Raw genomic sequence first — 23,996 nt, 5'->3', positions numbered from 1 at the left:
GTTGCCTGTTTTACTATATTATGCATTTCCTCCTGCAAAGGAGGCTGATGTTCGAACTGTGTCGCCCGATGGATTCTCGAGTGTCGCGACCGCTGCTGCTTGCGCACCTTGCTGAAGCTGGTACATCTTATAATAGCGGCCTTTAAGCTCCATCAGTTCATCATGTGCACCCTGCTCAACGATTCGCCCACGATGCAGAACCAGAATCTGATCTGCGGAACGAATGGTGGAGAGACGGTGAGCAATGATGAATGTGGTACGTCCTTTTTTGAGGACTTCAAGTGCGTTCTGAATAAGTGCTTCCGTTTCCGTATCGATATTGGCAGTCGCTTCATCCAGAATGAGGATGGCCGGATCAAATGCCAGCGCACGAGCGAAGGAGATTAACTGACGCTGACCAGCAGACAATGTGCTTCCTTTCTCGATTACAGGTTCGTCAAAGCCTTGAGGCAAATGAGCTAGTATACGCTCAGCGCCCACATCACGCAGCGCCTGTTCAATGCGTTCACGGGAGATCTTCTCATCGCCTAGACTGACGTTGGAAGCAATGGTGCCGGTGAACAGATACGGGTCCTGAAGTACAATCCCCATATGCTCACGAATCCACTGTTTAGGCAGATCCTTAACGTTCTGACCATCGATTGTGATCTTGCCTTTTTGCGGATCATAGAACCGGAACAGCAGGTTGATGATGGAGCTTTTACCCGAACCGGTATGACCAACCAGAGCCACCGTCTGACCTTGTGATGCTTTGAACGAGATATTGTTAAGCACGAAGTCCTTTTTATAGGCAAAGGATACATCGTCGAAAACAACATTCCCCTTGTATCTTGGCATGGAGCCATCAGTTACGGGTTCTCCTTTTTCATCCATCAGCTCAAAGACGCGACCAGCAGATACGAGGGAGGAGTCCAGGTTGGCGAGCTGATTCACCATACCGGTGATCGGCTGGAACAAACGGCCCAGGACATCGACGAAGGCATACAGAACACCCAGGGAAATAATACTTGTGCCATCCAGCACACTGGAACCGAAGTACCACAGGACCACTGCAAAGGCGATATTCCGTAATACGTTAACCAGGTTGTGTGAGGTGAAGGCATTCAGGTTGAGCATTTTGTTCTGGTGTTTCATATAGTCATCATTCAGATCTTCGAATTCCTGCTTGGTTTGTTTCTGATGGCGGAATACGCGGATAATGGACATCCCCTGAATGGACTCGTTAATGATCGCATTGATCTCACTCAGCCTTGACCGAATGATCGTGTTGTAGCGAGTGGCGAACTTGCGATAGAGCACAATCCATGTAATAAGCATCGGCACGACGAATAATGAGATCAGGCCCAGACGAACATCGAGCAGGAAGAGTGCGACATACACACCTGTAATCGTGATGATTCCTGAGAAAAAGTTCGAAAGAACGGCAACGAACAAATCCTTGACGGCTTCTGTATCGTTTGTGACCCGAGATACAACTTTACCTGCGGGCAGGTTATCAAAAAAGTGCACCGGCAATCGCTGAATGTGGGCATACACATCGTTGCGCAGTCTTTGAATGACCTTGTTGGCCGAGGACTGCAGCCAGAATGTTTTACCAAACTCCATAATGACCGAGATCACGAGGAAGATCATGTAGTACACAATTAATTGATAGATGCTGGGCATCTCCGGTTTGTAAAAAGCAAATAGTTCACCAGCGGACAGGGGGGCTGCCGCATATTGTCCTGTTACTTCACCTGCGCGTGTAACCGTGAGGATTCCATCCGCATATGTGCGGTCTCCGTCAGGGGCATTGACCGGTTCGTTTACAAAATAAAAACTTTTGCCGGCCTGTAGTACCCGCACTTCGGAACCTTTGTTTTCATCCGGTTCGAACAAGCCTTCGCGTTTGTAGTTCTTACCGTTGTAGACTGCGGCTTCATCTGAAGCTGTGGTCTCATAGAAAGGCTGCTCGATCGCGAGCAAGTGATTGTCGATCATGGATTTGGCGATGAACGGCCCGGCAAGCTCGGCCGCAACACCAATGGTAAGCATAATTAATGCAGCGATAAATGTTCCTTTGGCTTTCAAGGCGTAATCAAGCAGCCTTTTGCCTGTATTAGACTTCAATGTATTGACCTCCTACGTGGACAGATTGGACTCGACCTGTTGCCGTTCATACTGTTCACGGTACCAGCCGTTCATGGCTAACAGTTCCTGGTGAGTGCCTTCTTCCGTAATTTTCCCGTGCTCCAGTACGATGATTCGGTCAGCATGTTCAATAGCAGACAGGCGATGAGTCGAGATCAGCGTGGTTTTGCCCGAGCGTTTGTTGCGTATATTTTCAATGATTTTAGCTTCAGTACGTGCATCGACAGCAGATAAAGCATCATCGAGGATCAGAATATCAGGATTAGCAATAAAGGCACGTGCCAGCGATACCCGCTGTTTCTGTCCACCGGACAGAGAGATTCCTTTTTCACCAACGAGTGTATCCAGTCCATCCGATAAGGTTCCCAGATCCCCGTCAAAAGCGGCGGTACGGATGGCTTCCATGATGACTTCATCACTGGCCCCAGGTTTACCAAATTGAATGTTCTGACGAACGGACTTGGAGAACAGCACTTGTTCCTGTGGTACATAGCCGATCCAGCTATGCAAGTCATCTTTGGCGATATCCTGAATCGGATGACCCGAGATGCTTAATGTACCCGAACCAGCAGGGTATTCATGAAGCAGTTGTTTGAGCAAAGTAGACTTACCGCTACCCGTACGACCCACAACACCCAAGGTTTGACCCCTTCGCAGCGAAAAGCTGATATGACTGAGATTGTCGACAGTGGAGCTAGGATAACGGAATGTAACATCTTGCATCGCAATTTCTTCCGGATTCGTCACGTGAGCAGGTTGCTCCACATCCTGTACAGCAGGTTCTACCGATAATGTCTCGTTGACCCGATCAAGTGAAGCGCTACCGCGCTGCATCAGGTTAATCAATTCGCCGATGGCGAACATAGGCCAGATCATCATCCCCAGGTACATATTGAATGATACGAGATCACCCAGAGTAATTTCATTATGGAATACAAGATATATGCCGTAGGCCAGTGCAATCACATAACTGAGTCCAACGAAGAGCCGGATGGTGGGTTCGAATAGGGCATCCATTCTGGCAACAGCGAGGTTTTTGCGATACACATCTTCGGTCACATCGGCGAACCGTTTTTCGTCCAGACGTTCCTGCACATAGGCACGCACGACACGGATACCGGCAATGGATTCCAGCACCTGGTCATTCATATCTCCGAATGCATCCTGTGCGAGGGTGTAACGTTGATGTACAGCTTTACCATAGATCATCATGGCAATGGCGATAAAAGGTAATGGCAGGATTGCCGCCAGGGTCAGTTTCCAACTAACCAGAAAACCCATAGCGAACAGTACGGTGGCCAGAAAGGCTGTAGAGTCTGTTAAAGTCAGCATGCCGAAGCCTGCTGTAGTGGCAATGGAACGAAGATCATTGGTGGCCCGAGCCATCAGATCGCCAGTTCTGTTTTTCTCAAAAAAGGGAGGAGTCATCCGCAGCAAGTGGTCCATAAAGCGCGAACGAAGAAGCCGTTCCACCAGATTGGCACCACCAAACAGTTTGTGCATCCAAACGTATGTAACCAGATAGATAATGATGACCGTTCCTAGAATAAGCAAGATATAACGCGTAAGTGAGGTGCCGGTAATGGAACCGCGCACAATCTCGTCGATGGCATTGCCAAGAAGACGAGGAGGCAGCAGCTCGGCAATGCCCACCAGAATAAGCAAAATGACACCGGTTAGGTATCGTTTGCGTTCCAGCCGGAAGAACCAGGCCAGGTTTTTAAGTACAGAGAACAAGTGTTATCCCTTCCTTTCGATGTCCGAAAAATGCAGATTCCGTTCATGTATGCCGAAATGTACCCACAAAAAAAGACATACCGCACGCAGGCGGTATGTCTTCATATCATCATACGGCAGCATGGCTCAGAGAACAGAGCCGCCACCATATATAAGTTCGATTGTGAGTAAACATCACAGAGGTTCTAATGAAAGACCGCCTGTAATGCCGACTTATGAACGGAATAATGATTTCGGGTGTGCTCCGGTATTTAATTGTGTGTTGAATTGAACAATCATATGTTTGTTAAACACCGTAATCACCCTTTCTTTTTTGGAAATAAATACAATGTAGACCTCGTATGTTTGCATCTTAACACCGGCTTTTACAATCTGTCAAACATTTTTCACAATTTATTTTGTCTTTATGGGAGCACTCGGGTTTGTATTCAAGTCCCTGTAGAGATATGATGGAACATATATATACAGAAGGAGCTGACACCAAATGAGTACCATACATGTATCCGATCAAGCTGCTCGCTGGTACAAGGAAGAACTGAATTTGAGCGAGGGAGACAGCATTCGATTTTTTGCCCGTTATAGCTCAGGCGGAGGTCTTCACCCTGGATTTTCGCTAGGTATTGCTGTGGAAAAACCAAGACATCCTGCCGATCAAACCGAAGTATCGGGAATTCAATTCTTTATGGAAGATCACGATTATTGGTATCTGAAAGGGCACCAACTGCATGTGGATATCGTTGATGAAGGTGAGGATATCGAATATCGTTACACTGAAATATCTAATCCTTGAAGTATTCTGCTAGGCAATAAATGAATCACAGGTCGCCACCGGCTTCCGAATAGGAGGAGGGGATAAGCAGTGAATCTGCCAGCACGAGATTTGGCCCAGTATATCGCAAAACGCTCTCATATTGTTGTAAAAGCGGCGGTGCGGGCTGAGAACGAACAAGGTGAATTACTGCTGATTCAGCATGCGGAACACGGTCAATGGCGGTTGCCAGCTGGTGAGATGCGCCCTGGGGAAGCCATAGAAGATGCTGCGCATCGGGAGTTATGGGAAGAGACAGGTTGGACCGTTGATACCATGACACTGGAAGGTCTGTATTCAGGGCCTGATCTTCGGTCTCTGCATTCGAGCGGAGATGAAGAGTATTATGTCATTGCCCTGTTCCGGACAGTGATCATTCAGGATGATCTTGTGGAGTCACGTGTCAATAGTGATGCGGGTCTTAAGTTTTACGCACAGGAGTCGTTACCACCTCTGAATGAAATTAGCCGAATTCTGTTAGCTCGGGATAATGTAGAATAAAATAAGTTGACGCAAAAATGACCTTGGCATCCACGTAAAATGGGTGACAAGGTCATTTTTTTGAAAATCGGATTCACGTGCTCTAATCATGAATTACACCTGATCCAGTGATTCATCATCCATCGCAAAATCAAAATCATCGATATCGAATACCTGTACAGGTGATTCAGACTCAATGATGCGTGCGATCAATTCAACCTGATCGGTGAGAATCGGGATACTCAGGCGCTGAGATGTCAGCAGCAATTCTGTCTCAATGGGATCGAAATACTCCCCGTACTGTGCCGTATCTATTGCATTGATAATGGCAATGGATACTTGGTCACCAAATAAAATGGAGGGGCTTTTGGCCCATGGAACAAGTAACGCACGCTCTATTTTTTTCTTATTCAGTGGTTCCTCGAAATAAGAAATCATTTCATTGATTTTGGATTTCACATGCTGATCATCTGCCGGGTTATCCATCATGGGATCAGGACTGGTCTGGAATTCATATAGCTCAAGGATGGTGGTATAAGGAAAAATATATTCAACAGGCGCGGGCGGCGCTAGCAATTGACCGTAAATAGCCACCATCACGGCTTCTGTAATAAACTGACGTGACATGGTTCCTTATTCCTCCTGGGCCATTAATAGTTGCAAAGTGAATCTATATCTTATGCAACAGCATAACCATAATATGGGTTATTCTGCTGTAGACTCGTGTACATAATTTGCATGAATAGAAGTATATCACACAACGGTGGGAAATACAGCCAATCTGCAGAGCATGTCAGGTCACAACGATCACAACCGAATCAGGATTTGCCCAGTAGCAGTGACAGTATTCCTGCAGCAATCAATGGACCCACAGGTACACCCTTGAATAGGGCAACCCCAAGTACCGTTCCGATTAACAGCCCTGCAACGACAGTTGGCTGTGTACTCATCAGCGTAGCGCCACGTCCTCCGAGATATGCCACCAGTAATCCTACGCCAATGGCGAGCAGTGATTTCCAGTGCAGGAAAGACTCACCGATCGTCTGCAGACTCATCTTGCCACTGGCAAGAGGTGCCATCACGCCAATGGTCAGAATGATGATGCCCAGTGTAAGTCCGTATTTTTCAAGCCATGGAAATGCCTGATTCAGGTTCAGGACTCGTAGCAACAACAGAAATACCATCGCTACGGTCACAGGTGTGTTGCTGCTGATAATCCCGAGAGCCGCAAAAACAAGTAGCAGCAGGGAAGTCATATCCATGGTTTTCATTTCCCTTCAGTCTGTCCACGTTGTTTGCTAACGATATGTTCCGCAATGTACCGTCCATGCCAGCGCCCGGATTCAATAAAGACTTCATTGGCATTACGCCCCGAAGCGATGACTCCGCCCACATATACACCAGGTACGCTGCTTTCCATCGTTTGTTCATCATATAGAGGTTTATCCATATCATCAGACATCTCCACACCTACCGACGTGAGTAGTTGACGATCTGGACGGAAACCGGTCATTGCCAGTACGAAGTCATTATCCAGTTCCCGAGTGGAACCATCCGTGTGTATCAGACGAATTGAATCATCGAGTATTTCATTCACGCGTGATTCCAGGTGCAGTGTGATATGACCTTTTGTCACCATGCTCTCGAATAGCGGGCGTACCCATGGTTTAATATGCTGGGACAAACCACTGCCGCGATACACCATATCAATATGTGCTCCGACCCGAACCAGTTCCATGGCCGCGTCTACGGCTGAGTTGCTTCCGCCAATAATGGCGACACGTGTACGGGTATAAGGGTGGGCTTCCCGGAAGTAGTGGGTTACCTTATCTTTATCTTCTCCAGGGATGCCCAGATAGTTAGGATGGTCAAAATAACCGGTAGCTACAACGACATTGCGTCCAACATGAACGATGGCTTCCCCGCGGCGATTGAGCGTATGTACCTCAAACGTACCATCATCCTTGCGTATGATTTCACGGGCTTCTTCATAGTTATGAACACGCAGACCAAAATGTTCGGCTACCCTGCGATAATAGGCAAGTGCTTCATAACGAAACGGCTTATCATTAGGTGTGCTGAACGGAACGTTTCCGATCTCAAGCAGCGGCGCTGTGCTGAAAAACTGCATATGGGTTGGATACAGATAAATAGATTGAACGATATTGTATTTCTCAACGATCACAGCGGACAGTCCCAGCCGTTCACATTCAATGGCAGCAGATAGGCCGCATGGGCCTCCGCCGATAATAATGACATCTTCCATGTTCTTAATCCTCCTTATTTCAAGCAATATAATCCTACCGTAAAAAGCGAGCTAATGCCAGTTCAAGAGAGAGTTAAACCCAGACAAGCTTACTTGAATCCAAAGGAGTTGACGTAGAGAGAGGAAAAGACTAATATCAAATTAGATATTTATCTAAATGAAAGCGAGATGAACGATGATGCAGCTGGAGAAAATTGTGGCTTATCATAAAGCGTTGGCTGACCCGACCCGGCTTCGCATGCTGCTGTTGTTGGCACAGGGTGAACTGCACGGACAGGCACTTGCCGAGCGGCTGAATCTGTCACAGCCCACCGTGACACATCATGCATCCAAGCTGAGAGAGGCGGCGCTGATTAAGGAACGACGGGAGAAAAATACAGTGTACTTCACACTGAATCCTTCGTTTATCCGCGAGAATGCGCAGGCTTCGGTTGACTTTATCTTTAAGCGAGAGGAGGTTACGGATATGAGTGATGTAAACGAAACATTGAAAGCGTCGGTCATGAGAAATTTTTTCTCCAAAGATGGACGACTGCGGCAGATTCCCGCTCAATACAAGAAAAAGCTGATTGTACTTGGTCATCTGGTCGAGCAGCTTGAGTTCGGTCGGAAGTATACCGAGAAAGAAATGAATACATTTATACAGAAGTATCATGAAGATTTCGCTACCATTCGGCGGGAATTTATCATGCATCAGTTCATGTATCGGGAAGAGGGGATCTATGAACTGAATCCGAAGGAAATGTGGACGCGCTGGGATCAGGTCAAATAGAGTAGGCTGGAAAAAAAAGTTTGGGCTTGACAAATGCAAAGCCCGGTGTGTAACATAATGGATAATTCTACAAGGGAGGCGATTGTTTATGACAAAGTTAAATGCAGTATACGTTAATTTGAATATGAACAGCGTCTCCGGAACGGATCAAAGCATGTAATTTTGCGTTAGTTGGATAGCAGTATCCATTGTAACGTAAAGTATGTCATGCTCAGATGAAGCCACGGGTGACGCACCCGTGGCTTTTTGATTTGCCGATAAAAGGGTGTTCCTGAATTGAATATAGCGGATGGTTAAGTAGGATATCCGGTATATCTACGAGAAGGGATGATCTTTAATTCGTCTAACTACTTATTGCCGCGGGTGTATTTCTACTCGTGGTTTTTTGTTTTGATCTGAACCGGAGATAATTGTTCACTGGTCTTGAACAAAAGCAAACAAACTTATTTTGGGAGGAATTTATATTTTAGATAACCATATTGAAAAGTACGGCTGGTCTGCAAAGTGGCAGGAACTGTGGCAAGTGACAGGAATGGAAGAGCAGGATAGAAAGCCAGCCAGAATTATCGCAGATCATGGACACCTGCAACGTTTGATTACAGAAGAGGGCGAACGCTGGGGGAGAATTTCGGGCCGAATGCGTCATGATAGTCTGGAAACGAGTTTGGTACCAGCGGTTGGAGATTGGGTGGCGATTACAGGCCAGGCAGGTGAAGAAGCAATTATTCATCATCTGGTGCCACGTCAGAGCAGGGTATCGAGACAGGCGGCAGGTCCAGTGACCAAAGAACAATTAATCGCCGCAAACGTGGATACACTGTTAATCGTGGCTGCACTTAATCATGATTTCAACCTTAGACGACTCGAAAGATACGTGATGATGGCTTGGAATGGTGGCGTAAGGCCAGTCATTGTCTTGAGCAAAAGTGATCTGTGCAACAATGTGGAAGAACAGATCCGAAATGTAGAAGGAATCGCACCAGGTGTTGAAGTGCTTGCGATATCTGCAGTGGAGGACCAAGGCAAATCTTTACTGGAACGATATTTGCAGCCAGGGTTGACTGTTGCGCTCACAGGATCTTCGGGCAGTGGCAAGTCTACGCTGGTGAACTGGATGATGGGTGAGGATGTGCAACTTACACAGTCTGTTCGTGAGGGCGACAGCCGAGGGAGACATACCACAACACACCGGGAGATGTTTGTACTTCCACAGGGAGCCGTATTGATCGATACTCCAGGAATGCGTGAGCTCAACCTATGGGATGAGGGGAATGATGGGCTGTCGCATGCGTTTGGAGAAATTGAAGAACTTGCGGCAACGTGCAGATTCCTGGACTGCAGTCATACACGGGAAGCAGGATGTGCAGTGAAAGAGGCCATACAGGATGGTTCATTAGATGAAAAAAGACTGAATAATTATCTGAAAATGCAGAAGGAATTGCAATATCAGCAACGCAAGGAAGAAGTGGCATCCAGAAAGCGTACCGCTTCCAGCAAACCGGCCACTAGTCGCAAACCCAAGCACTCCCGCAGTGTGAAAGAGTGGGAGGAAGTCTGAAATCAGGCGGGCATCATCTGTTACCTTGCATAAGATAGGTCAGGAGGGATGTCATTATGCCAGATTACAGGATTATTGTAGATCTGTCTGACCACATGTTATATCTTCTTGATGGCAATCAGGTGATTAAGGGCTATCCCGTAGCCACAGGCAAGATGCTCACGCAGACGCCAAACGGGGAGTTCACGATTATTAACAAGCAATCCAATCCAGGAGGGCCATTTGGCGTGTTGTGGATGGGACTGTCCGCTCCCCATTATGGCATACACGGAACCAATGAGCCTTGGTCCATTGGCAAATCCGTCTCCCATGGTTGTATACGCATGTACAACTCGGATGTACTGGATCTGTCGTCCAAGGTTTCTGTAGGCACTAGAGTAACGATCCGGCCCTAGGGCCGGATTTCACTTTATGGGAGGTAGTTCAAAAAGTCCGCTTTTGATTACGAATCATGCCTAGCGGCATGATCAGTATCGAATATGAAACTCAACCGAAATAAGCGGGTGGCTTCGAAGTATGTTTCCTGAGGAAACATTGTGGTTGCTCACGTAGCTCTATCTACGCTCCGCTACTCCATTTCTAGCTTCATTCCATCTTCTTGGTACTTAAAACCAGACTTTTTGAACACGTATTATAAGGTTAAGATAGCCAGTTACCAAATAAGTTCTTACAACCAGAACTGAAGTGGATGAATTTGGAATTGTAGAAAGATGAACATATAATATGGTAAAGCTATGGCAGTTATGTGAGAAAGCGAGTGATAGCGATGTTAATCCGGCCGGCGCGCGAAGGGGATGCGCAAGGAATAGCCCATGTACATACAGAGAGTTGGAAAACAACGTATCGAGGAATTGTGCCCGACGATTTTTTGGATCATTTGACTATAGAATCAAGATTGTCGCAGTGGGAGAGGACCATTCGTTCTGGCGAAAAAGATCAGATCTTGGTGGTAGCTGAACAGGATCATGGCAACATTGTCGGATTTGCTTGTGGGGGGAAGGAGCGTGAAGGCAAATTACCTTATGATGGAGAGTTGTACGCTATATATTTGCTGAAGGAAGTGCAACAAACGGGGATAGGTCGGCAACTGGCGACACATGTCGTTAATCATCTGCAGTCCTTCAATATGAAACGTTTGATCATATGGGCTTTGGAACGTAATTCAGCTTGTCGCTTCTATGAGAAGATGGGAGGCACTCCTGTCCACACACAGTCTATCCGTATTGGTGGTCAAGATCTGATTGAGGTTGGCTACGGATGGGAAGAATTGAGCCTCTTTGGAGAGAAGAGCCAGCCCGATTGATGAAAGAGGTACAGATGGGGGACAGAATACTCGGGGTGTATTGTTTACTTAAACTTAAAGAGTGGAATAGCTAATTCAGGTCTGCACGTTTGCGTAATTCTGAACAAGGTTAATGATGTATTACACCGTTGTGCAGGTGTGACATTCAATTTTGATCAGGAGGCGTATTCATATGACTTTAATGGAAACCGAACATACAACATGGACGAAACAATATATTAATGGCAGATGGGTAGATGGCTCCGGTGAGAAAACAATGGAGAATATCAACCCTTATACGGGAGAAGTTATTGCCACATGGCGCTCTTCCAATAAAAAAGATATAGATAAGGCGTATGAGTCTGCTCATAAAAATTCGATTGAGTGGGCGGAGTCATTACCTGCTGTGAAAGAAGAGGTACTGCGGAAAGTTTCATCTCTGATGGCAGAGCGAAAAGAGGAGATTATTCAACTGTTGATCACAGAATCCGGGAGTACCCGAATCAAATCGGAGGCGGAGTTTGCAGCGGCTAAACGCATTGTGGATGAGTCAGCATCTTTTCCTTATCGTATGAAGGGTGAGATTATTCCATCCAATACTCCTGGTAAAGAGAATCGTGTAATTCGGGAGCCGAAGGGTGTGGTCGGTGTGATCGGGCCGTGGAATTTCCCTTTGCATCTATGTCTTCGATCCGTAGCTCCGGCGATTGCTCTCGGCAATGGGGTGGTGATTAAACCGGCATCAGACACTCCGATTACGGCAGGTTGGCTCATTGCTGATTTGTTCGAACAAGCCGGTCTGCCTGGGGGCGTGCTAAATGTCGTTGCCGGAAGTGGCAGTGAGATCGGGGATTACTTTGTGGCTCATCCGATTCCCAAAGTAATTTCATTCACGGGTTCCACAGAAGTTGGGCAGGGAATCGGCAAACTGGCGGGTGAACATTTAAAAGAAACGGCACTGGAGCTAGGCGGCAACAACGCCATGGTTGTGCTGGAAGATGCGGACATTGAACGTGCTGCCGAAGCCGCAGTCTTTGGCAAGTTTTTGCATCAGGGACAGATCTGCATGGCTCTGAATCGTATCATTGTGCATGCTGATATTTACGACATATTCGTTGATTCATTTGTTACCAAAACGAAAAATGTGCAGGCAGGTGACCCGGCTAATGCCAAAACACTCGTAGGTCCTCTCATTCGGGAAAAAGAGGTAACACGATTGCAGGATCTTGTGAACAAAGCCAAGGACGAAGGCGCACGTCTATTGCTTGGTGGGACCAACAAAGGCAGTGTGCTGTCTCCTACTGTACTTGCTGATGTTAAACCTGAACAAGATATTGTGCAGCAGGAATTGTTTGGCCCGGTGGCAGTGATCATGAAGGCTCATGATGAGCATGAAGCTGTGCGTTTGGCGAATGATACTCCTTATGGACTTAGTGGTTCCGTATTCACCAAAGATCTGAATCGAGGATATCTGGTTGCCCAGCGCATTGAATCTGGTATGGTGCATGTAAATGATCAGTCCGTGAACGATGAAGCGCATGTGATGTTTGGCGGTGAAAAGGCTTCAGGGATTGGACGTTTCGGTGGTGATTGGGCCATTGAGAAGTTTACACGTACTCGTTGGATCAGCATTCAGCACCAATATCGGGAATATCCAGGAGTGAAATAAGTCGAAAAAGGATGAACTAGCAGGGTCGTTTATGAACGATTAGAGTGAGTTGCAAAAAGATCGACAAATCATGCGAAAGCCCGTCCCAGCTTGGTGGGACGGGCTTTTTGCACAATTTTACACCACAGCAAAATACGGCTTAATATAAGAGTGGAAAAGCTGTTTGGCTCTGACGCTATCTGGTTATTTATGGATACACGGAAGAATCGATCCGTAAATCCAATGGCAAAGGGGCTTTAAATTCATGTCCATTGACCGCTTTATTCTGAGGAAACTGAATACCTGTCAGGAAGAACATACACGTGCCAATTTGGTTCGGCTGTTTGTCATTCGTATTCGTAAAGCCGAGATTGCGGAAGAGCATGATGCCGCCTATGTCCTTAGCAAAGTGCACTGAGTGATGGCTGATCATAACTGCAATCCGCTGTTAACGTGTATACACCTCAAAAAGGAAGCTTGTCTATAACGACAGCTTCCTTTTTCATGTCTTGTCATAAATGTGGCTTGGTAGACTCCTTCTAATATAATGATAAAGCAAGGGAGTCGTTTTCACTTCGACTGTGGAGAATCGCTTCTCCATTAACAATCTCAATACTAATTAAAGAATGCAGACATTTTTGAATGGCACGTTTACCGTTGCTAATTTTATGCTCAAGAGCACTGCTAAGCAATCTTAATGTCTTCTGCATAGGCTGTTTGTTTTCTTGATTAAAGTAAACGGGGATTGATTTGTTTTGAAAGGTTATTAGGGTTCTCACTTGAAATCACCTCACGGTTGTTATTTCATACAGGTAATATTAAATTCCAATGCTTAAAATTACCTTAAAATCAGCTTATGAAAACATAAAGGTGGGTAATGTTTGAAAAGTGTTCACAATTCAATTGTGAGCGAAGGAATAAAAGTCCCGAAAAACAAAACCTAATTACCATTTAAATGGAATAGAAAATGAAAATTTTCGTATCCTCGCAATATTCAAAAGCATAACTGCCACGAAAGTTCTGAGTCAAATGTACGATATTTTAATATATACGTGGGTCATATGTAACAAAATTACAGGTGGCACATTGCAAACAGGGTGTTTATGTAAGAAAATAGGGTTGATATAACGATTCATTCTCTTTTTTTTGATTTAATCTGACATTAGGACAATTTACATATGAGACCATGGGAGGGATTCGGATGATTCTAACCGTGTATTCCGGCCGCGAGGAAGGAGAATGGTTCGACATCGATGTTCCGGATGAATGCACCATTGAACATTTGAAGACATTACTTGGCGTTCGCATTTTCGGACAGGCACCGGGAGACGGCATTCAGTACATCCTTGAAGCCAAGTTTCCGGAGGGGCTGTGGTTCTCTCCGCAGAACGCACAGCAGTTAATGGAAACAGGGCTGCGGCAAGGCAGTTGCGTACGTGTCCAGCGGGCTTTTTCAACGACTTCGGAAGAAGCGCCTGTATATGGGAGACGTTCATTATTTCAAAAGGACAGCAACGAATAGGGCTTTTGAACGTATACATTCTATTGAACGAACTAAAGGAGGTCTTCTCTTCGTGAATGTGTTATATCAGCGTTCTCCAAGAATGACACCGGTTCTCAAGGAAGAAGGACTCGAAATACTCAGGCCTCCAACAGAACCGAGCAAACCCACGTTTTCCATGATATCCATTATTGTGCCGATCATGATGACCATGGTCAGCATTGGTTTCTACGTATATATCAATATGACCGGCAAAATGGGCAACAGCAATTATATGATGTTTCAGATGATGACGGTCATGATGATGCTTACTTCTTACACCATTCCATTCTTCGTGTATCTGAGCAACAAGAAATCATATCGCAAAAAATTGGAAGAACGAAAAACAATGTATCTTGCCCAACTGGACAAACACCGGGAAGAACTGAAAGAAGCTCAGGCGGAGCAAGTGAAGAGCCTGTATGAAATTCATGGGGATCCGGGTGTGTGCCTTCAAGTGGTGAAGAACCGGAACAGTTCCTTGTGGGAGCGTTCACCAGAGGATGATGATTTCCTTCAGGTGCGCATTGGTACGGGAGAGATTCCATTCCGTATCAAACTTCAGGTTCCACGGATTGATGGTTATGAGAAGGATGAGCTAATTGAAGCCGCCCATGAACTTGCGGGTGAATTCCAGACGGTACCGGATGCTTCCATTACATTGCCTTTGTTCCAATCGAAGGTTATGGGACTGGTCGGTGATCGGGAGGAAGTGCTTGCTTCTCTGCGAGTCATCATCTCACAACTGACGGTACGTCACTCCCCGGATGAACTGAAGCTTGCTGCTTTCTATGAAGAAAAGGACAGCAAGGAATGGGATTGGCTTCGCTGGATGCCCCATATCTGGGATGAAGACCAGGGACAACGCTATATGGCCGACAGGCACAGCGGTGCGCATCAATTGGCGGACAGCTTGTTTTCCGTGTTGAACCGGCGCCGCAACAATAAGGAAGACCGCTACAAGAAAAGCATACAAACGCCGTGTTACGTTGTGATTCTCTCCGATACGCAATTAATTGAAGAGGAACCGTTGCTTCCATTGCTACTGGAATCGGCTCAGGACATCGATGTATGCACCATCATACTGGCTAATCGCAAGGAGTCTCTACCAATGCATTGTCAGTTGATTATGGATGCCTCCAAAGGCAAAGGGGTGTATATCAAAAAAACGGAAGATGCGGATGTTATTCAACAAACGTATAAACCTGATGTGATCTCGAAGGAAATGGCAGAGGCGCTTTCCCGTTATATGTCACCGATCCGGTTAAAACGGTCATCTGCATCAGATATCCCGCAAGTGCTGCCGTTATTCGATATGCTGAGCACATCACGCGTGGAAGATCTGGATGTGGTATCCAGATGGGGGCAGACGAGATATCCGGACACGCTGCCCGTACCAATGGGTGTACGAGCTGGCGGCAAAAAAATAGCGATAAACCTGCATGACAAAATTGAACGTCAGGGTCATGGTCCCCATGGTCTGATTGCAGGTACAACCGGTTCAGGTAAAAGTGAAGTCATCCAGTCCATCGTAGCTTCACTGGCTGCTGAATTCCATCCGCATGATCTGGCCTTCATGCTGATTGACTACAAAGGTGGCGGTATGTCCAATACATTTGTTGATCTACCTCATGTGGTAGGGACAATCACCAATCTGGATGGAAATCTAATCGAGCGGGCGAATATCTCACTTCGTGCCGAACTGGTCAGAAGGCAAAAAATATTAAATGATGCGGGAAATCTCCAGCACATTGATGAATACTATAAAATTCTGCGTTCCAGACATGAGCAGCCGCTCCCGCATCTCGTCATTATCATTGATGAGTTTGCTCAATTGAAACGGGACCAGCCGGAGTTCATGGATGAACTGATTAGTATCGCGGCCATTGGCCGAACACTTGGGGTTCATCTAATTCTGGCAACCCAGAAGCCAGCCGGTGTTGTGGACGATAAAATATGGAGTAATTCGCGCTTTCGGATCTGCCTTCGCGTACAGAGTGAGGGAGATAGCAGGGACATGATCAAGATTCCAAATGCTGCCTGGATTACGAAGCCTGGTCGTGGATATTTTCAGGTGGGTAGTGATGAAGTATTTGAAGAAATGCAATTCGCCTGGAGTGGTGCACCGTATAACCAACAGGAGGATTCAACGACGGTATTGCCTGTCATGGAAGTACGCCTAAACGGTAAGCGGGAGCCCCTGTTAACGGGAGAGCGCAGAGCCGTTCTCAAAGGTGAAGATGTTCCGAAACAGCTTCAAGTATTTATTGATTATGTTGCTCAGTCTGCAGCGGATGCGGGCATCCGTCGGTTGCCAGGACCATGGTTGCCACCTTTACCAGAAACACTGGAATGGGAAGGTCTTCAGGAATGGCAGGAAGAAGAGAATCGGGATCTGCTGCTTGATGGTGGGGCAAGTGGTCTGAAACCCCTGGTTGGTTTGCTGGATGATCTCCCCAATCAGCGCCAACAACCGCTCGCATTGCCTGTGGATCAAGGCCATCTGGTCGTTTACGGCATGCCGGGACTGGGAAAAACAACATTTGTTCAGACCTTGCTTATGTCTCTGGCCCGTTCTCACAGAACTGAGCCTTGGCATGGTTACATTATCGATATGGGCCGCATGATGAAGGACTTTGCAGGACTACCACAGATCGGTGGCGTGATGATGGCGGAGGAGGAAGACCGGATCAAACGGTTATTCCGTTATATCCTCAAGCTGTCAGCACAACGCAAAGATATCATCTCGGAGGCGGGTGTTAAAACGATCTCGGCCTACCGACGGACAGCTCATGCGGCTGTCCCACAGGTTGTGGTGGTTATCGATGGTTATCTTTCATTCCGCAATGCCTATCCGGAGGAAAATGAACTTCTGGAGACGATCCTGCGTGAAGGCGGAAGTCTGGGGATTACCTTTGTACTTACTGCGAATCGGGTAACAGATGTATTTGAGAAATTCAGAAGCAATATTCCCAATGCGGTTTCATTTGAGTTATCTGATCCAAGTGATTATTATTATGCCGTGGGAAGACCTTCCAAAGCACCAAGCCAACTTCCGCCAGGAAGAGGTCTGGTCAAAGGGCAAGTGCCTCCGTTGATGTTCCAGGCGGCATTACCTTCTTCCGGGGCAGATGAAGGCAAACGTTCCTCGGCATTGCGCCGCACGATCGCTGAGATTCGCCAAGGCTGGACAGGGGAAGAAGCACCTCAGATTGCTCCGCTTCCGGAAGAGATCAAACTCAAGGATCTGCTCATTCAGATAGGATCATATGGTCAGGCATGGGATACATCATCTGTAACTGTCCCTGTAGGACTGCTTACGGATGATCTTGAACCATTCCAGCTTAATCTGCGTGAAGGTCCACATTTCATGGTGACGAGTCCGATGGAAGGCGGAAAAACGACATTTTTGTTGACATGGATGTTATCACTGGCTTATCATGCTTCTCCGGAAGATGTACAAATATACACAGTAGATATGCGTTATGGCGCAGGTGGGCTGGGGGAAATCAGCAGTTTGCCCCATGTCCGTGGACATGTATCGCGAGAAGAACAGCTTGCACCTGTGATTCAACAGTTGTACGATGAAGTTCTGAAAAGAGGCGAGATTTCCGGTGGACCGGAACTTGTGCTTGTTATCGATGATGCGGACACCTTGTCCAAACAGCTAAACGATTTTAATGTAAAAGATCAATTGGGAGCGATTGTTCGTCAAGGAAGGGATCGTGGTGTACACGTGATTCTGTCCGGGGTTCCGGCAGACTTCCCGACCTTCGGTTCGGATTGGGTAACGGATGTGAAGGCTTCCCAGAGCGGAATGCTGTTCGGGACTTTAGACCCTAACGATCTCTCGTTCTTCCGTATACCTTATTCGGAATCCGGAGGTAGTTCAGGTGGGCTGAAGGTACTGCCTCCAGGTCAAGGTTATTATGTAAAACGTAAATATTCCAGGGTTAAAGGTGCAGTTCCATGTGATGACAGCTGGAAAATGACCGATTGGATTTCTGAAATTCGTGACCGATGGCATGTTGTAGTTTGAGGGGAGGTGGCTCATAATGTTGACGGTTCATGATTCTAAGCAAAAGGTAGTCACGTTGCAAACAAAAGAACTTTTTTTCCTGGCGGGTATTCTCGGTTCAGACCGACTGCTTGGTGTGGAAGATCCGTTTCGCGGCTATATGGCGGAGGATATCGCGATGGAGTGGGAGCGTGTGAAAACCTCCCTGCTTGACAAAGGATATCTGATTCGGGATCAGGATACCGATGAGCTGATCATGACACCGACCGTTTTCTCCAGGGTAGCCATTGCCGGATTGTCCGACAGAGCTTGTTGGATTCGATACACGATCAACGGCAAATCGTATGAAAGTTATATACATTGCACGGATGAGCGGGTCGTTGAAGTTTCCCGTGTTGACGACGTACCGGACTCGTTCCGGCTTAGCGATCTGGGAAGTGTTCGTGAAGCCATTGATGTTCTGATAGAGCGGATGAAATGGAGCGGCCATTCTCCTGCGGAGAAACCGGCACTAATGTGCTCCAAGAAAAAATTTTATGATGTCATGAATGAGCTTGAGAACAGCGGGGTACAGACCGTAGCAGATGAACTCGCACAGGAGACAAGTGATCCTGAGGGCTCGCTTGCGCTGGCACGCTGTCTGGTGGGTAAGGAGTCAGATGGGGAGCTTCGTTTGCTCGTATGGAATGAAGACGGGTGGAAGTCGCAGTCTGCAGCATTTGCTGCAAGTGCGGTATCCAATTGGTTGTTCCGGATGAGCACTGCGGCTTCAGATGATTGGCTAGTTGCAGCACTGACGACTAGAGAACAGTTTCACGAGATGCTGCTGGACTGGCTTAAACAGCCTGCAGGGGAAGAGGAAAGGTGATGGTAAATGCGCATTCGTGTGGAACCGGATGTGCTTCGGGCACTGAGCAAGCAGATTCAGTATGCAGCGGAGCAAATACAGCAAAAGATGACAGTGTTGGATCAGGCGATTCATTCGCTGGAGTGGGAGGTTGAATCCCGCGCAGCGGTGATGAGTGAATGGAATCACAGTAAACGACTGGGCGAGGATGCGCTTCGTCGATTAATGGACTTAAGCGTACAGCTGGGACGCAAAGCATTGTTATTCCAGCAGGCAGACATGGAGTATCGTTCCGTGCTGAGTCATGTGAACACAGCCTATGGTAATGCGGTCAATATGCTGAATGTTCTTCAGAACAATCGTACAGGAGAAATCATGCCTGCACATTCTGCAACTGTAGCTGTAGTATCCGATCCCCTTTCCGCAATGGCGGCCGTATATCGTGTACAGGATGTCGCACCGCCTGATGGCTCCCCTGCTACATTGGTTCAGGCCATGCAGCCTGAGCCGGTAGCATGGAGATTCACAGATCCTTCCTTTCGGGGAAGAAGAGGGACCGAGCCTGTGGTTTCCTGAACAGGGTGAATAAAAGTAACAGCAGGAAGTGAATTTTTTTGTAAATAGGCTGTTAGGAGAAGTTTCAAGGACTGAAAATGGGGTAAATAGGATTAGGTCCTTCGACTTTTGTTCGATCGATCCTGGTATAGTACAATTTGAACAAGTCAAAATTTAATTGCACAAACCAAGGAGGAATTTACCAATGGCAGGACGTATTTTAGTTACCCCAGAGCAGCTTGATCAGGTTTCCAACCAATTTAAACAAAGCGGTGAGCAAAGTCAGCAAATCGTATCCACATTGACTCAATCCATCACAAGCATGGAAGGACAATGGGAAGGTATGACAAAGCAACGCTTCTTCCAGGAGTTCCAAGAAGCTAGCAAACAAATGCAATCATTCGTTCAAACGCTGAACAGCATCAGCGCTGAACTTACAGCTATTGCTAACAAATTCCGTACAGCTGACCAAGCTCGTTAATCTGCTTTACATAGATCAGGCCGAGTTGAAGTCTGAATTCGCCCTGAATCATTGGCGGGTAGCAAGCTGAAGATGTACAACTACAGCAAAAACCGGGCGTTGTCACAACACCCGGTTTTTGCTGCAACTATGACACTAGGACAGAGAGAGGGATAAGCATGTCTTTTCAACCGAATCCCGGGGATGAAGTGGTGATTAACGACATTGCCTATACGATTGGGCAACATCCGGCTGCGCCGGGTCTAGCTTATGCCCAAGCTGGAAGGCAGGGGATTGTTTATCAGTTGTTACCCCGAAACGGTTCCCTTCATGGGGCCAAAGCACTAAAAGTATTTTTTCCTAAATTCCGTATTCCAGCTATGGTATATCAGTCTGAGCATATGGAGTCTTATAGTGAACTGCCAGGTTTGCAAGTATGCAAGCGTGATGTGCTCACTCCGGAAAGAAACGGAGCGCTCATTGGAAAACATCCCGATCTGTTATATGCGGTGTTGATGCCATGGGTGCAAGGTCAGACCTGGTTCGATGTGATCAGTGATCAGAGACAGTTGACGGCTGAAGAAAGCCTGAAGCTGGCCAGAGCGCTTGCTGGGACGGGTTCGGCCATGGAACAACGTGGACTGGCTCATTGCGATATGTCCGCTCCCAATGTAATGATTCCGTTTTTTTCCGAAGTGGAGAATCTGGGGAAGACGTCTGCGGTAGAACTTGTGGATGTCGAGCAGATGTACGGTTCAAAGATGGATCGTCCGGATGCCCTGCTTGCCGGGTCACCCGGTTATGCAGCCCATCGCACAGTGCACAGCGGTTTGTGGAGTTCATATGCTGACCGATTTGCCGGAGCAGTTATCATTGCTGAAATGTTAAGCTGGTCGGACCCTGTGATTGTAGAAAAAGCGTGGGGCGAAAGTTATTTTGACCAACATGAAATGCAAACGGTGAGTGAACGGTATTATGCGATGCGTGAGTCTCTTGAGAAGCGTTGGGGTTCCAAACTGTCCGATCTCTTTATTCGAGCTTGGGAAAGTCATGATCTGAGCAGTTGTCCGACGTTTGGTGAGTGGTATGTTGCATTGGCTGCGGTAGACGTGGAACAGGCCAATGCGGTTGCTGCTGCATTGTCGGAAGAAGAAGCTGGCAATCCGTCCGAAGCGGATGGAAATCTGAAGGAGAGCTCAGAACCGGTAAGTGAACCTGTGAATACGCAAGAGGGGGACATTCCCCAAACGCCGCACTCTCCCGATCAGGAAGCGATTGTGAACCGTCTGTTCTTACAGGCAAGATCCTTGGAGGATGAAGATAAACCAGCTGCTGCACTGGAAGTGTATCGTTCGCTGTATCATTTCATTCCTCATAACAGCGCGATGCAGATGGAAGTGGAGGCTGCAATCAAGGAACTGGACGCCAAGCTTAATCCAGAAGAAGACACAGACAAGCCTGTACCTGTGCCATTCTACCGATCCAAGAAGTTCATGATTTCTTCCGCTGTGCTTATTGTATTGCTGGCAGGTGGTGTTCCAACGGTCAAAATACTGGCCGATCAGGCAGAAGTGAAGCAGAAAGAACAGCAGGAAGCTACACGACTGGCAGAGGTCAAGGCTGCGGAAGAGGCTGAAGCTGCAAAGGCAGCTGCGATCAAGCAGCAGGAAGAGCAGGAGAAGCAAAAGGCCGCAGAAGCTGCAAAACTGGATGCTGAGGAAAAGAAAAAGCTCGCTGAAACCAAACAGAAGGAAGCAGAAGCGAAGAAAAAAGAAGAAGAACGCAAGGCATTACAGGCCAAGTACGACAAACAGGCGAAATATGAGGCCTATCTGGTGAAGCAGGAACAGCAGAAGAAAGAAGCTGCCAAGAGAGCACAGCAGGAGAAGTACGATAAACAGGCAAAATATGAAGCTTATCTCGTCTGGAAAAAAGAGAATGATGCCAAGCTTGCAAGACAGGAAGCGGAGCGTAAAGCGGCAGCTGAAGCTAAACGTCAACAGGAGATTGCTCAGAAAGCCGCACTCAAGAAAAAGCGTGCCGAGAATGTGGTCACGTTGATTGCTCATTACAATAAAACGTATAACGCACAAAAAGGCAGAAAAATTGAAAATGCGGAAGCGTATGCCCGTGATTTTAAAAATCTATACAATACCGATGCGGCTTATTTCAAAGGAGTTGGCAAAGTGGCCGCTCGAATGAGTGCCATTAACAAATTCCTGAGCAACACCAGTTATACGTTGCCTAACTTATAAAGTAATTGACGGAGGTGACTCATCCTAGATGAACTACACAATTCAAGCATCACAGCGTACACCTGCACTCATTATCTATTTAATTGATATTAGCGCCTCCATGAACATGGTTCTGGAAAATCGTCGGCGGATTGACGTCGTCTATGATGCCTTATCTCTCGCGATACGCCAAATGGTATTTCGGTCCACCAAGGGAAATCGTCTGACACCTCGCTATCGCATAGCCATATTGGCTTACAGCGATGATGTATACGACTTGTTGAACGGCATCAAAGGAATCGACGAGATCGCTGCAGTTGGATCTTTGCCTGACCTGACCCCGAAACGGTTCTCGGACTCGGCAAAGGCTTTTCTGCAGGCGGAAAAGATTCTCCAGGCCGAAATTCCGAATATGCAGGATTGTCCTGCTCCACTTGTATGCCACATGACCGATGGGGTAGCCACAGGTGAAGATCCCGAGCCCATTGCGAAAAGAATCATGGGCATGAGTGTACCTGATGGCAATGTGCTGGTGGAGAATATTTTTATATCCGATCATCTGCTGGAAGGGCCGATTGCTGAACCTAGAAGATGGAAGGGAATCTCTTCCGAAACAAATCTACAGGATGAGCATGGAGAGAAGCTGCGGAATATGTCTTCCGTTCTGCCTGAAAGTTATCGGGAAATGCTTGTTGAAGCTGATTATTTGCTTGCACCCGGTGCACTCATGATGCTTCCAGGTACATGTGCAGAATTGGTATCGATTGGATTCCAGATGTCCGCTGCTACGCCTGTGAGATAGGAGGGGAATCATGAGAGCAATGCGTTTGGCAACATTGTCTGCTGGAGATAAGGGGGGCCATGCCGAGCAGCGGCATGGCAACTTTCGCTATGTGAGTGTACAGACGGGAGAACAGCCACTAACCCGCTATCAGGGCACATTTAAGTGCAGATATGGTTATGGAAGAGCGGCTGAGACGGTACATCAGGGAGATACCGGACAGGACTTTGCTGCGGTACGTATGAAAGGAAATATCTGTAATTTTGTACTATGTGATGGGGTAGGCATGAGTTATCTCGGAGACTTTGCAGCGCGTTTTCTGGGGAATGCTTTACTGGATTGGTTGGAAACGACGCAACACCCGACAGAAGAGGGCGTTGAGCGTCTGCTTCAGGATCTGACCCTTCCTGCATCTGAGCAGCTGGAGAAATTACAGCCCCTGGAAAGCTCTCCTTTGTTGCTTCGTGAAGTGTTGATGGAAAAGCGAAGTCGAGGTAGCCAGGCCATGTATGTGTGTGGACGGATTGAGCTTACGGGAGGCGGTCGCAAAAGTCGGTTGTGGCTTGCTTGGCAAGGAGATTCCCGTATTCGCCTGTGGCGGAATGGCCAGGAAGATTCTGAATTATTTCAGACTCACTGCAGGACCAATGAGCGCTGGTCTACACTTGAAGGCCCTGTTGGTGGTAAGCCGCACATCTACGAGACCAAAGGGTCCGCCAACGATTCACTGCGTCTTCAATTATATACAGATGGATTAAACGACTTGGATGCGATCCAGGCCTATGTCCCCGATGAACACATTCAGGTACTGCTGGATGCTGCACATACCGGCGGTCTTGAAGATGATGCCGCTTTCATTGAGCTGGAATGGTGAGCGCCG

Annotated in this window: 22 protein-coding genes; 16 read left to right on the top strand and 6 right to left on the bottom strand. The window is 47.2% G+C overall.

Annotated elements, in window-relative coordinates; all coding sequences use genetic code 11:
• Positions 1 to 18: 18 nt before the first annotated feature.
• Positions 19 to 2,109, bottom strand: coding sequence for an ABC transporter ATP-binding protein (locus ACX9NY_RS11990; RefSeq protein WP_472478695.1), 2,091 nt, complete (start codon positions 2,107 to 2,109; stop codon positions 19 to 21).
• Between the two features lie 12 nt (positions 2,110 to 2,121).
• Positions 2,122 to 3,867 (bottom strand): ABC transporter ATP-binding protein, encoded by a 1,746-nt coding sequence (locus ACX9NY_RS11985; RefSeq protein ID WP_091031779.1) that lies wholly within the window; start codon positions 3,865 to 3,867, stop codon positions 2,122 to 2,124.
• 484 nt (positions 3,868 to 4,351) lie between these two features.
• Here ACX9NY_RS11985 and ACX9NY_RS11980 point away from each other — a divergent pair, with 484 nt between their 5' ends.
• Both ACX9NY_RS11980 and ACX9NY_RS11975 read left to right on the top strand, forming a co-directional pair.
• On the top strand, positions 4,352 to 4,657 hold the full coding sequence (locus ACX9NY_RS11980; protein ID WP_472478694.1) for a HesB/YadR/YfhF family protein: 306 nt from the start codon (positions 4,352 to 4,354) through the stop codon (positions 4,655 to 4,657).
• Positions 4,658 to 4,726: 69 nt separating this feature from the next.
• Complete coding sequence (locus ACX9NY_RS11975) at positions 4,727 to 5,176, top strand: NUDIX domain-containing protein (RefSeq protein ID WP_339241699.1); 450 nt, start codon at positions 4,727 to 4,729, stop codon at positions 5,174 to 5,176.
• Between the two features lie 93 nt (positions 5,177 to 5,269).
• Here the strand turns inward: ACX9NY_RS11975 and ACX9NY_RS11970 are convergent, their stop codons facing one another.
• From ACX9NY_RS11970 to ACX9NY_RS11960, 3 genes are all read right to left on the bottom strand, one after another.
• Positions 5,270 to 5,782, bottom strand: coding sequence for an ADP-heptose synthase (locus tag ACX9NY_RS11970; RefSeq protein WP_339260504.1), 513 nt, complete (start codon positions 5,780 to 5,782; stop codon positions 5,270 to 5,272).
• Between the two features lie 191 nt (positions 5,783 to 5,973).
• Positions 5,974 to 6,417 carry a DUF441 domain-containing protein gene (locus ACX9NY_RS11965; RefSeq protein WP_339241702.1) on the bottom strand — a complete coding sequence of 148 codons (444 nt, stop codon included), beginning with the start codon at positions 6,415 to 6,417 and terminating at the stop codon, positions 5,974 to 5,976.
• Positions 6,418 to 6,422: 5 nt separating this feature from the next.
• Complete coding sequence (locus ACX9NY_RS11960; protein ID WP_472478693.1) at positions 6,423 to 7,421, bottom strand: YpdA family putative bacillithiol disulfide reductase; 999 nt, start codon at positions 7,419 to 7,421, stop codon at positions 6,423 to 6,425.
• A gap of 178 nt (positions 7,422 to 7,599) precedes the next feature.
• Here ACX9NY_RS11960 and ACX9NY_RS11955 point away from each other — a divergent pair, with 178 nt between their 5' ends.
• The 6 genes from ACX9NY_RS11955 to ACX9NY_RS11930 all read left to right on the top strand — a co-directional run bounded on the left by ACX9NY_RS11955 (position 7,600) and on the right by ACX9NY_RS11930 (position 13,099).
• Entirely contained in the window at positions 7,600 to 8,193 is a 594-nt protein-coding gene (locus ACX9NY_RS11955) for a DUF2087 domain-containing protein (RefSeq protein ID WP_339243025.1), read from the top strand.
• 448 nt (positions 8,194 to 8,641) lie between these two features.
• Positions 8,642 to 9,751, top strand: coding sequence for a ribosome small subunit-dependent GTPase A (gene rsgA / locus ACX9NY_RS11950; RefSeq protein ID WP_472478692.1), 1,110 nt, complete (start codon positions 8,642 to 8,644; stop codon positions 9,749 to 9,751).
• A gap of 56 nt (positions 9,752 to 9,807) precedes the next feature.
• A complete protein-coding gene (locus ACX9NY_RS11945) occupies positions 9,808 to 10,146 on the top strand; it encodes a L,D-transpeptidase (protein ID WP_076318547.1) in 339 nt (112 codons plus the stop codon).
• Between the two features lie 371 nt (positions 10,147 to 10,517).
• Positions 10,518 to 11,054, top strand: a complete 537-nt coding sequence (locus ACX9NY_RS11940) for a GNAT family N-acetyltransferase (protein WP_472478691.1) — start codon at positions 10,518 to 10,520, stop codon at positions 11,052 to 11,054.
• Between the two features lie 172 nt (positions 11,055 to 11,226).
• Positions 11,227 to 12,702: an aldehyde dehydrogenase family protein gene (locus ACX9NY_RS11935; protein WP_472478690.1), complete on the top strand. Its 1,476-nt coding sequence runs from the start codon at positions 11,227 to 11,229 to the stop codon at positions 12,700 to 12,702.
• A gap of 244 nt (positions 12,703 to 12,946) precedes the next feature.
• Positions 12,947 to 13,099 carry a hypothetical protein gene (locus tag ACX9NY_RS11930; RefSeq protein ID WP_339241709.1) on the top strand — a complete coding sequence of 51 codons (153 nt, stop codon included), beginning with the start codon at positions 12,947 to 12,949 and terminating at the stop codon, positions 13,097 to 13,099.
• Between the two features lie 121 nt (positions 13,100 to 13,220).
• Here ACX9NY_RS11930 and ACX9NY_RS11925 read toward each other — a convergent pair whose 3' ends face one another.
• Complete coding sequence (locus tag ACX9NY_RS11925; protein ID WP_074094612.1) at positions 13,221 to 13,460, bottom strand: hypothetical protein; 240 nt, start codon at positions 13,458 to 13,460, stop codon at positions 13,221 to 13,223.
• A 422-nt stretch (positions 13,461 to 13,882) separates the two neighbouring features.
• Here ACX9NY_RS11925 and ACX9NY_RS11920 point away from each other — a divergent pair, with 422 nt between their 5' ends.
• The 8 genes from ACX9NY_RS11920 (at position 13,883) to ACX9NY_RS11885 (ending at position 23,990) form a co-directional block, all read left to right on the top strand.
• On the top strand, positions 13,883 to 14,203 hold the full coding sequence (locus ACX9NY_RS11920; protein ID WP_339241711.1) for a hypothetical protein: 321 nt from the start codon (positions 13,883 to 13,885) through the stop codon (positions 14,201 to 14,203).
• Positions 14,204 to 14,255: 52 nt separating this feature from the next.
• Complete coding sequence (gene essC, locus ACX9NY_RS11915) at positions 14,256 to 18,260, top strand: type VII secretion protein EssC (protein ID WP_472478689.1); 4,005 nt, start codon at positions 14,256 to 14,258, stop codon at positions 18,258 to 18,260.
• 16 nt (positions 18,261 to 18,276) lie between these two features.
• A complete protein-coding gene (locus ACX9NY_RS11910; RefSeq protein WP_339241715.1) occupies positions 18,277 to 19,107 on the top strand; it encodes a hypothetical protein in 831 nt (276 codons plus the stop codon).
• 6 nt (positions 19,108 to 19,113) lie between these two features.
• The gene (locus ACX9NY_RS11905) at positions 19,114 to 19,662 is read left to right on the top strand and encodes a WXG100 family type VII secretion target (protein ID WP_472478688.1); all 549 of its coding nucleotides are present in this window, start codon (positions 19,114 to 19,116) and stop codon (positions 19,660 to 19,662) included.
• 184 nt (positions 19,663 to 19,846) lie between these two features.
• Positions 19,847 to 20,122, top strand: coding sequence for a WXG100 family type VII secretion target (locus ACX9NY_RS11900; protein ID WP_017689071.1), 276 nt, complete (start codon positions 19,847 to 19,849; stop codon positions 20,120 to 20,122).
• 158 nt (positions 20,123 to 20,280) lie between these two features.
• A complete protein-coding gene (locus tag ACX9NY_RS11895) occupies positions 20,281 to 22,356 on the top strand; it encodes a protein kinase family protein (RefSeq protein WP_472478687.1) in 2,076 nt (691 codons plus the stop codon).
• A gap of 28 nt (positions 22,357 to 22,384) precedes the next feature.
• Positions 22,385 to 23,137, top strand: a complete 753-nt coding sequence (locus ACX9NY_RS11890) for a vWA domain-containing protein (protein WP_076330724.1) — start codon at positions 22,385 to 22,387, stop codon at positions 23,135 to 23,137.
• Positions 23,138 to 23,147: 10 nt separating this feature from the next.
• Complete coding sequence (locus ACX9NY_RS11885; protein WP_472478686.1) at positions 23,148 to 23,990, top strand: hypothetical protein; 843 nt, start codon at positions 23,148 to 23,150, stop codon at positions 23,988 to 23,990.
• Positions 23,991 to 23,996: the final 6 nt, after the last annotated feature.

The sequence above is a fragment of the Paenibacillus sp. CB74 genome (assembly GCF_055687625.1).
This window is presented reverse-complemented; position numbering and strand designations above follow the sequence as displayed.

Coding starts and splice junctions, on each gene's coding strand:
- ACX9NY_RS11960 (WP_472478693.1), bottom strand. CDS start 7,421: ATGGAAGATGTCATTATTATCGGCGGAGGCCCATGCGGCCTATCTGCT.
- ACX9NY_RS11885 (WP_472478686.1), top strand. CDS start 23,148: ATGAGAGCAATGCGTTTGGCAACATTGTCTGCTGGAGATAAGGGGGGC.
- ACX9NY_RS11955 (WP_339243025.1), top strand. CDS start 7,600: ATGCAGCTGGAGAAAATTGTGGCTTATCATAAAGCGTTGGCTGACCCG.
- ACX9NY_RS11965 (WP_339241702.1), bottom strand. CDS start 6,417: ATGGATATGACTTCCCTGCTGCTACTTGTTTTTGCGGCTCTCGGGATT.
- ACX9NY_RS11940 (WP_472478691.1), top strand. CDS start 10,518: ATGTTAATCCGGCCGGCGCGCGAAGGGGATGCGCAAGGAATAGCCCAT.
- ACX9NY_RS11920 (WP_339241711.1), top strand. CDS start 13,883: ATGATTCTAACCGTGTATTCCGGCCGCGAGGAAGGAGAATGGTTCGAC.
- ACX9NY_RS11890 (WP_076330724.1), top strand. CDS start 22,385: ATGAACTACACAATTCAAGCATCACAGCGTACACCTGCACTCATTATC.
- ACX9NY_RS11930 (WP_339241709.1), top strand. CDS start 12,947: ATGTCCATTGACCGCTTTATTCTGAGGAAACTGAATACCTGTCAGGAA.
- ACX9NY_RS11980 (WP_472478694.1), top strand. CDS start 4,352: ATGAGTACCATACATGTATCCGATCAAGCTGCTCGCTGGTACAAGGAA.
- ACX9NY_RS11910 (WP_339241715.1), top strand. CDS start 18,277: ATGTTGACGGTTCATGATTCTAAGCAAAAGGTAGTCACGTTGCAAACA.
- ACX9NY_RS11935 (WP_472478690.1), top strand. CDS start 11,227: ATGACTTTAATGGAAACCGAACATACAACATGGACGAAACAATATATT.
- ACX9NY_RS11905 (WP_472478688.1), top strand. CDS start 19,114: ATGCGCATTCGTGTGGAACCGGATGTGCTTCGGGCACTGAGCAAGCAG.
- ACX9NY_RS11895 (WP_472478687.1), top strand. CDS start 20,281: ATGTCTTTTCAACCGAATCCCGGGGATGAAGTGGTGATTAACGACATT.
- ACX9NY_RS11945 (WP_076318547.1), top strand. CDS start 9,808: ATGCCAGATTACAGGATTATTGTAGATCTGTCTGACCACATGTTATAT.
- ACX9NY_RS11970 (WP_339260504.1), bottom strand. CDS start 5,782: ATGTCACGTCAGTTTATTACAGAAGCCGTGATGGTGGCTATTTACGGT.
- ACX9NY_RS11900 (WP_017689071.1), top strand. CDS start 19,847: ATGGCAGGACGTATTTTAGTTACCCCAGAGCAGCTTGATCAGGTTTCC.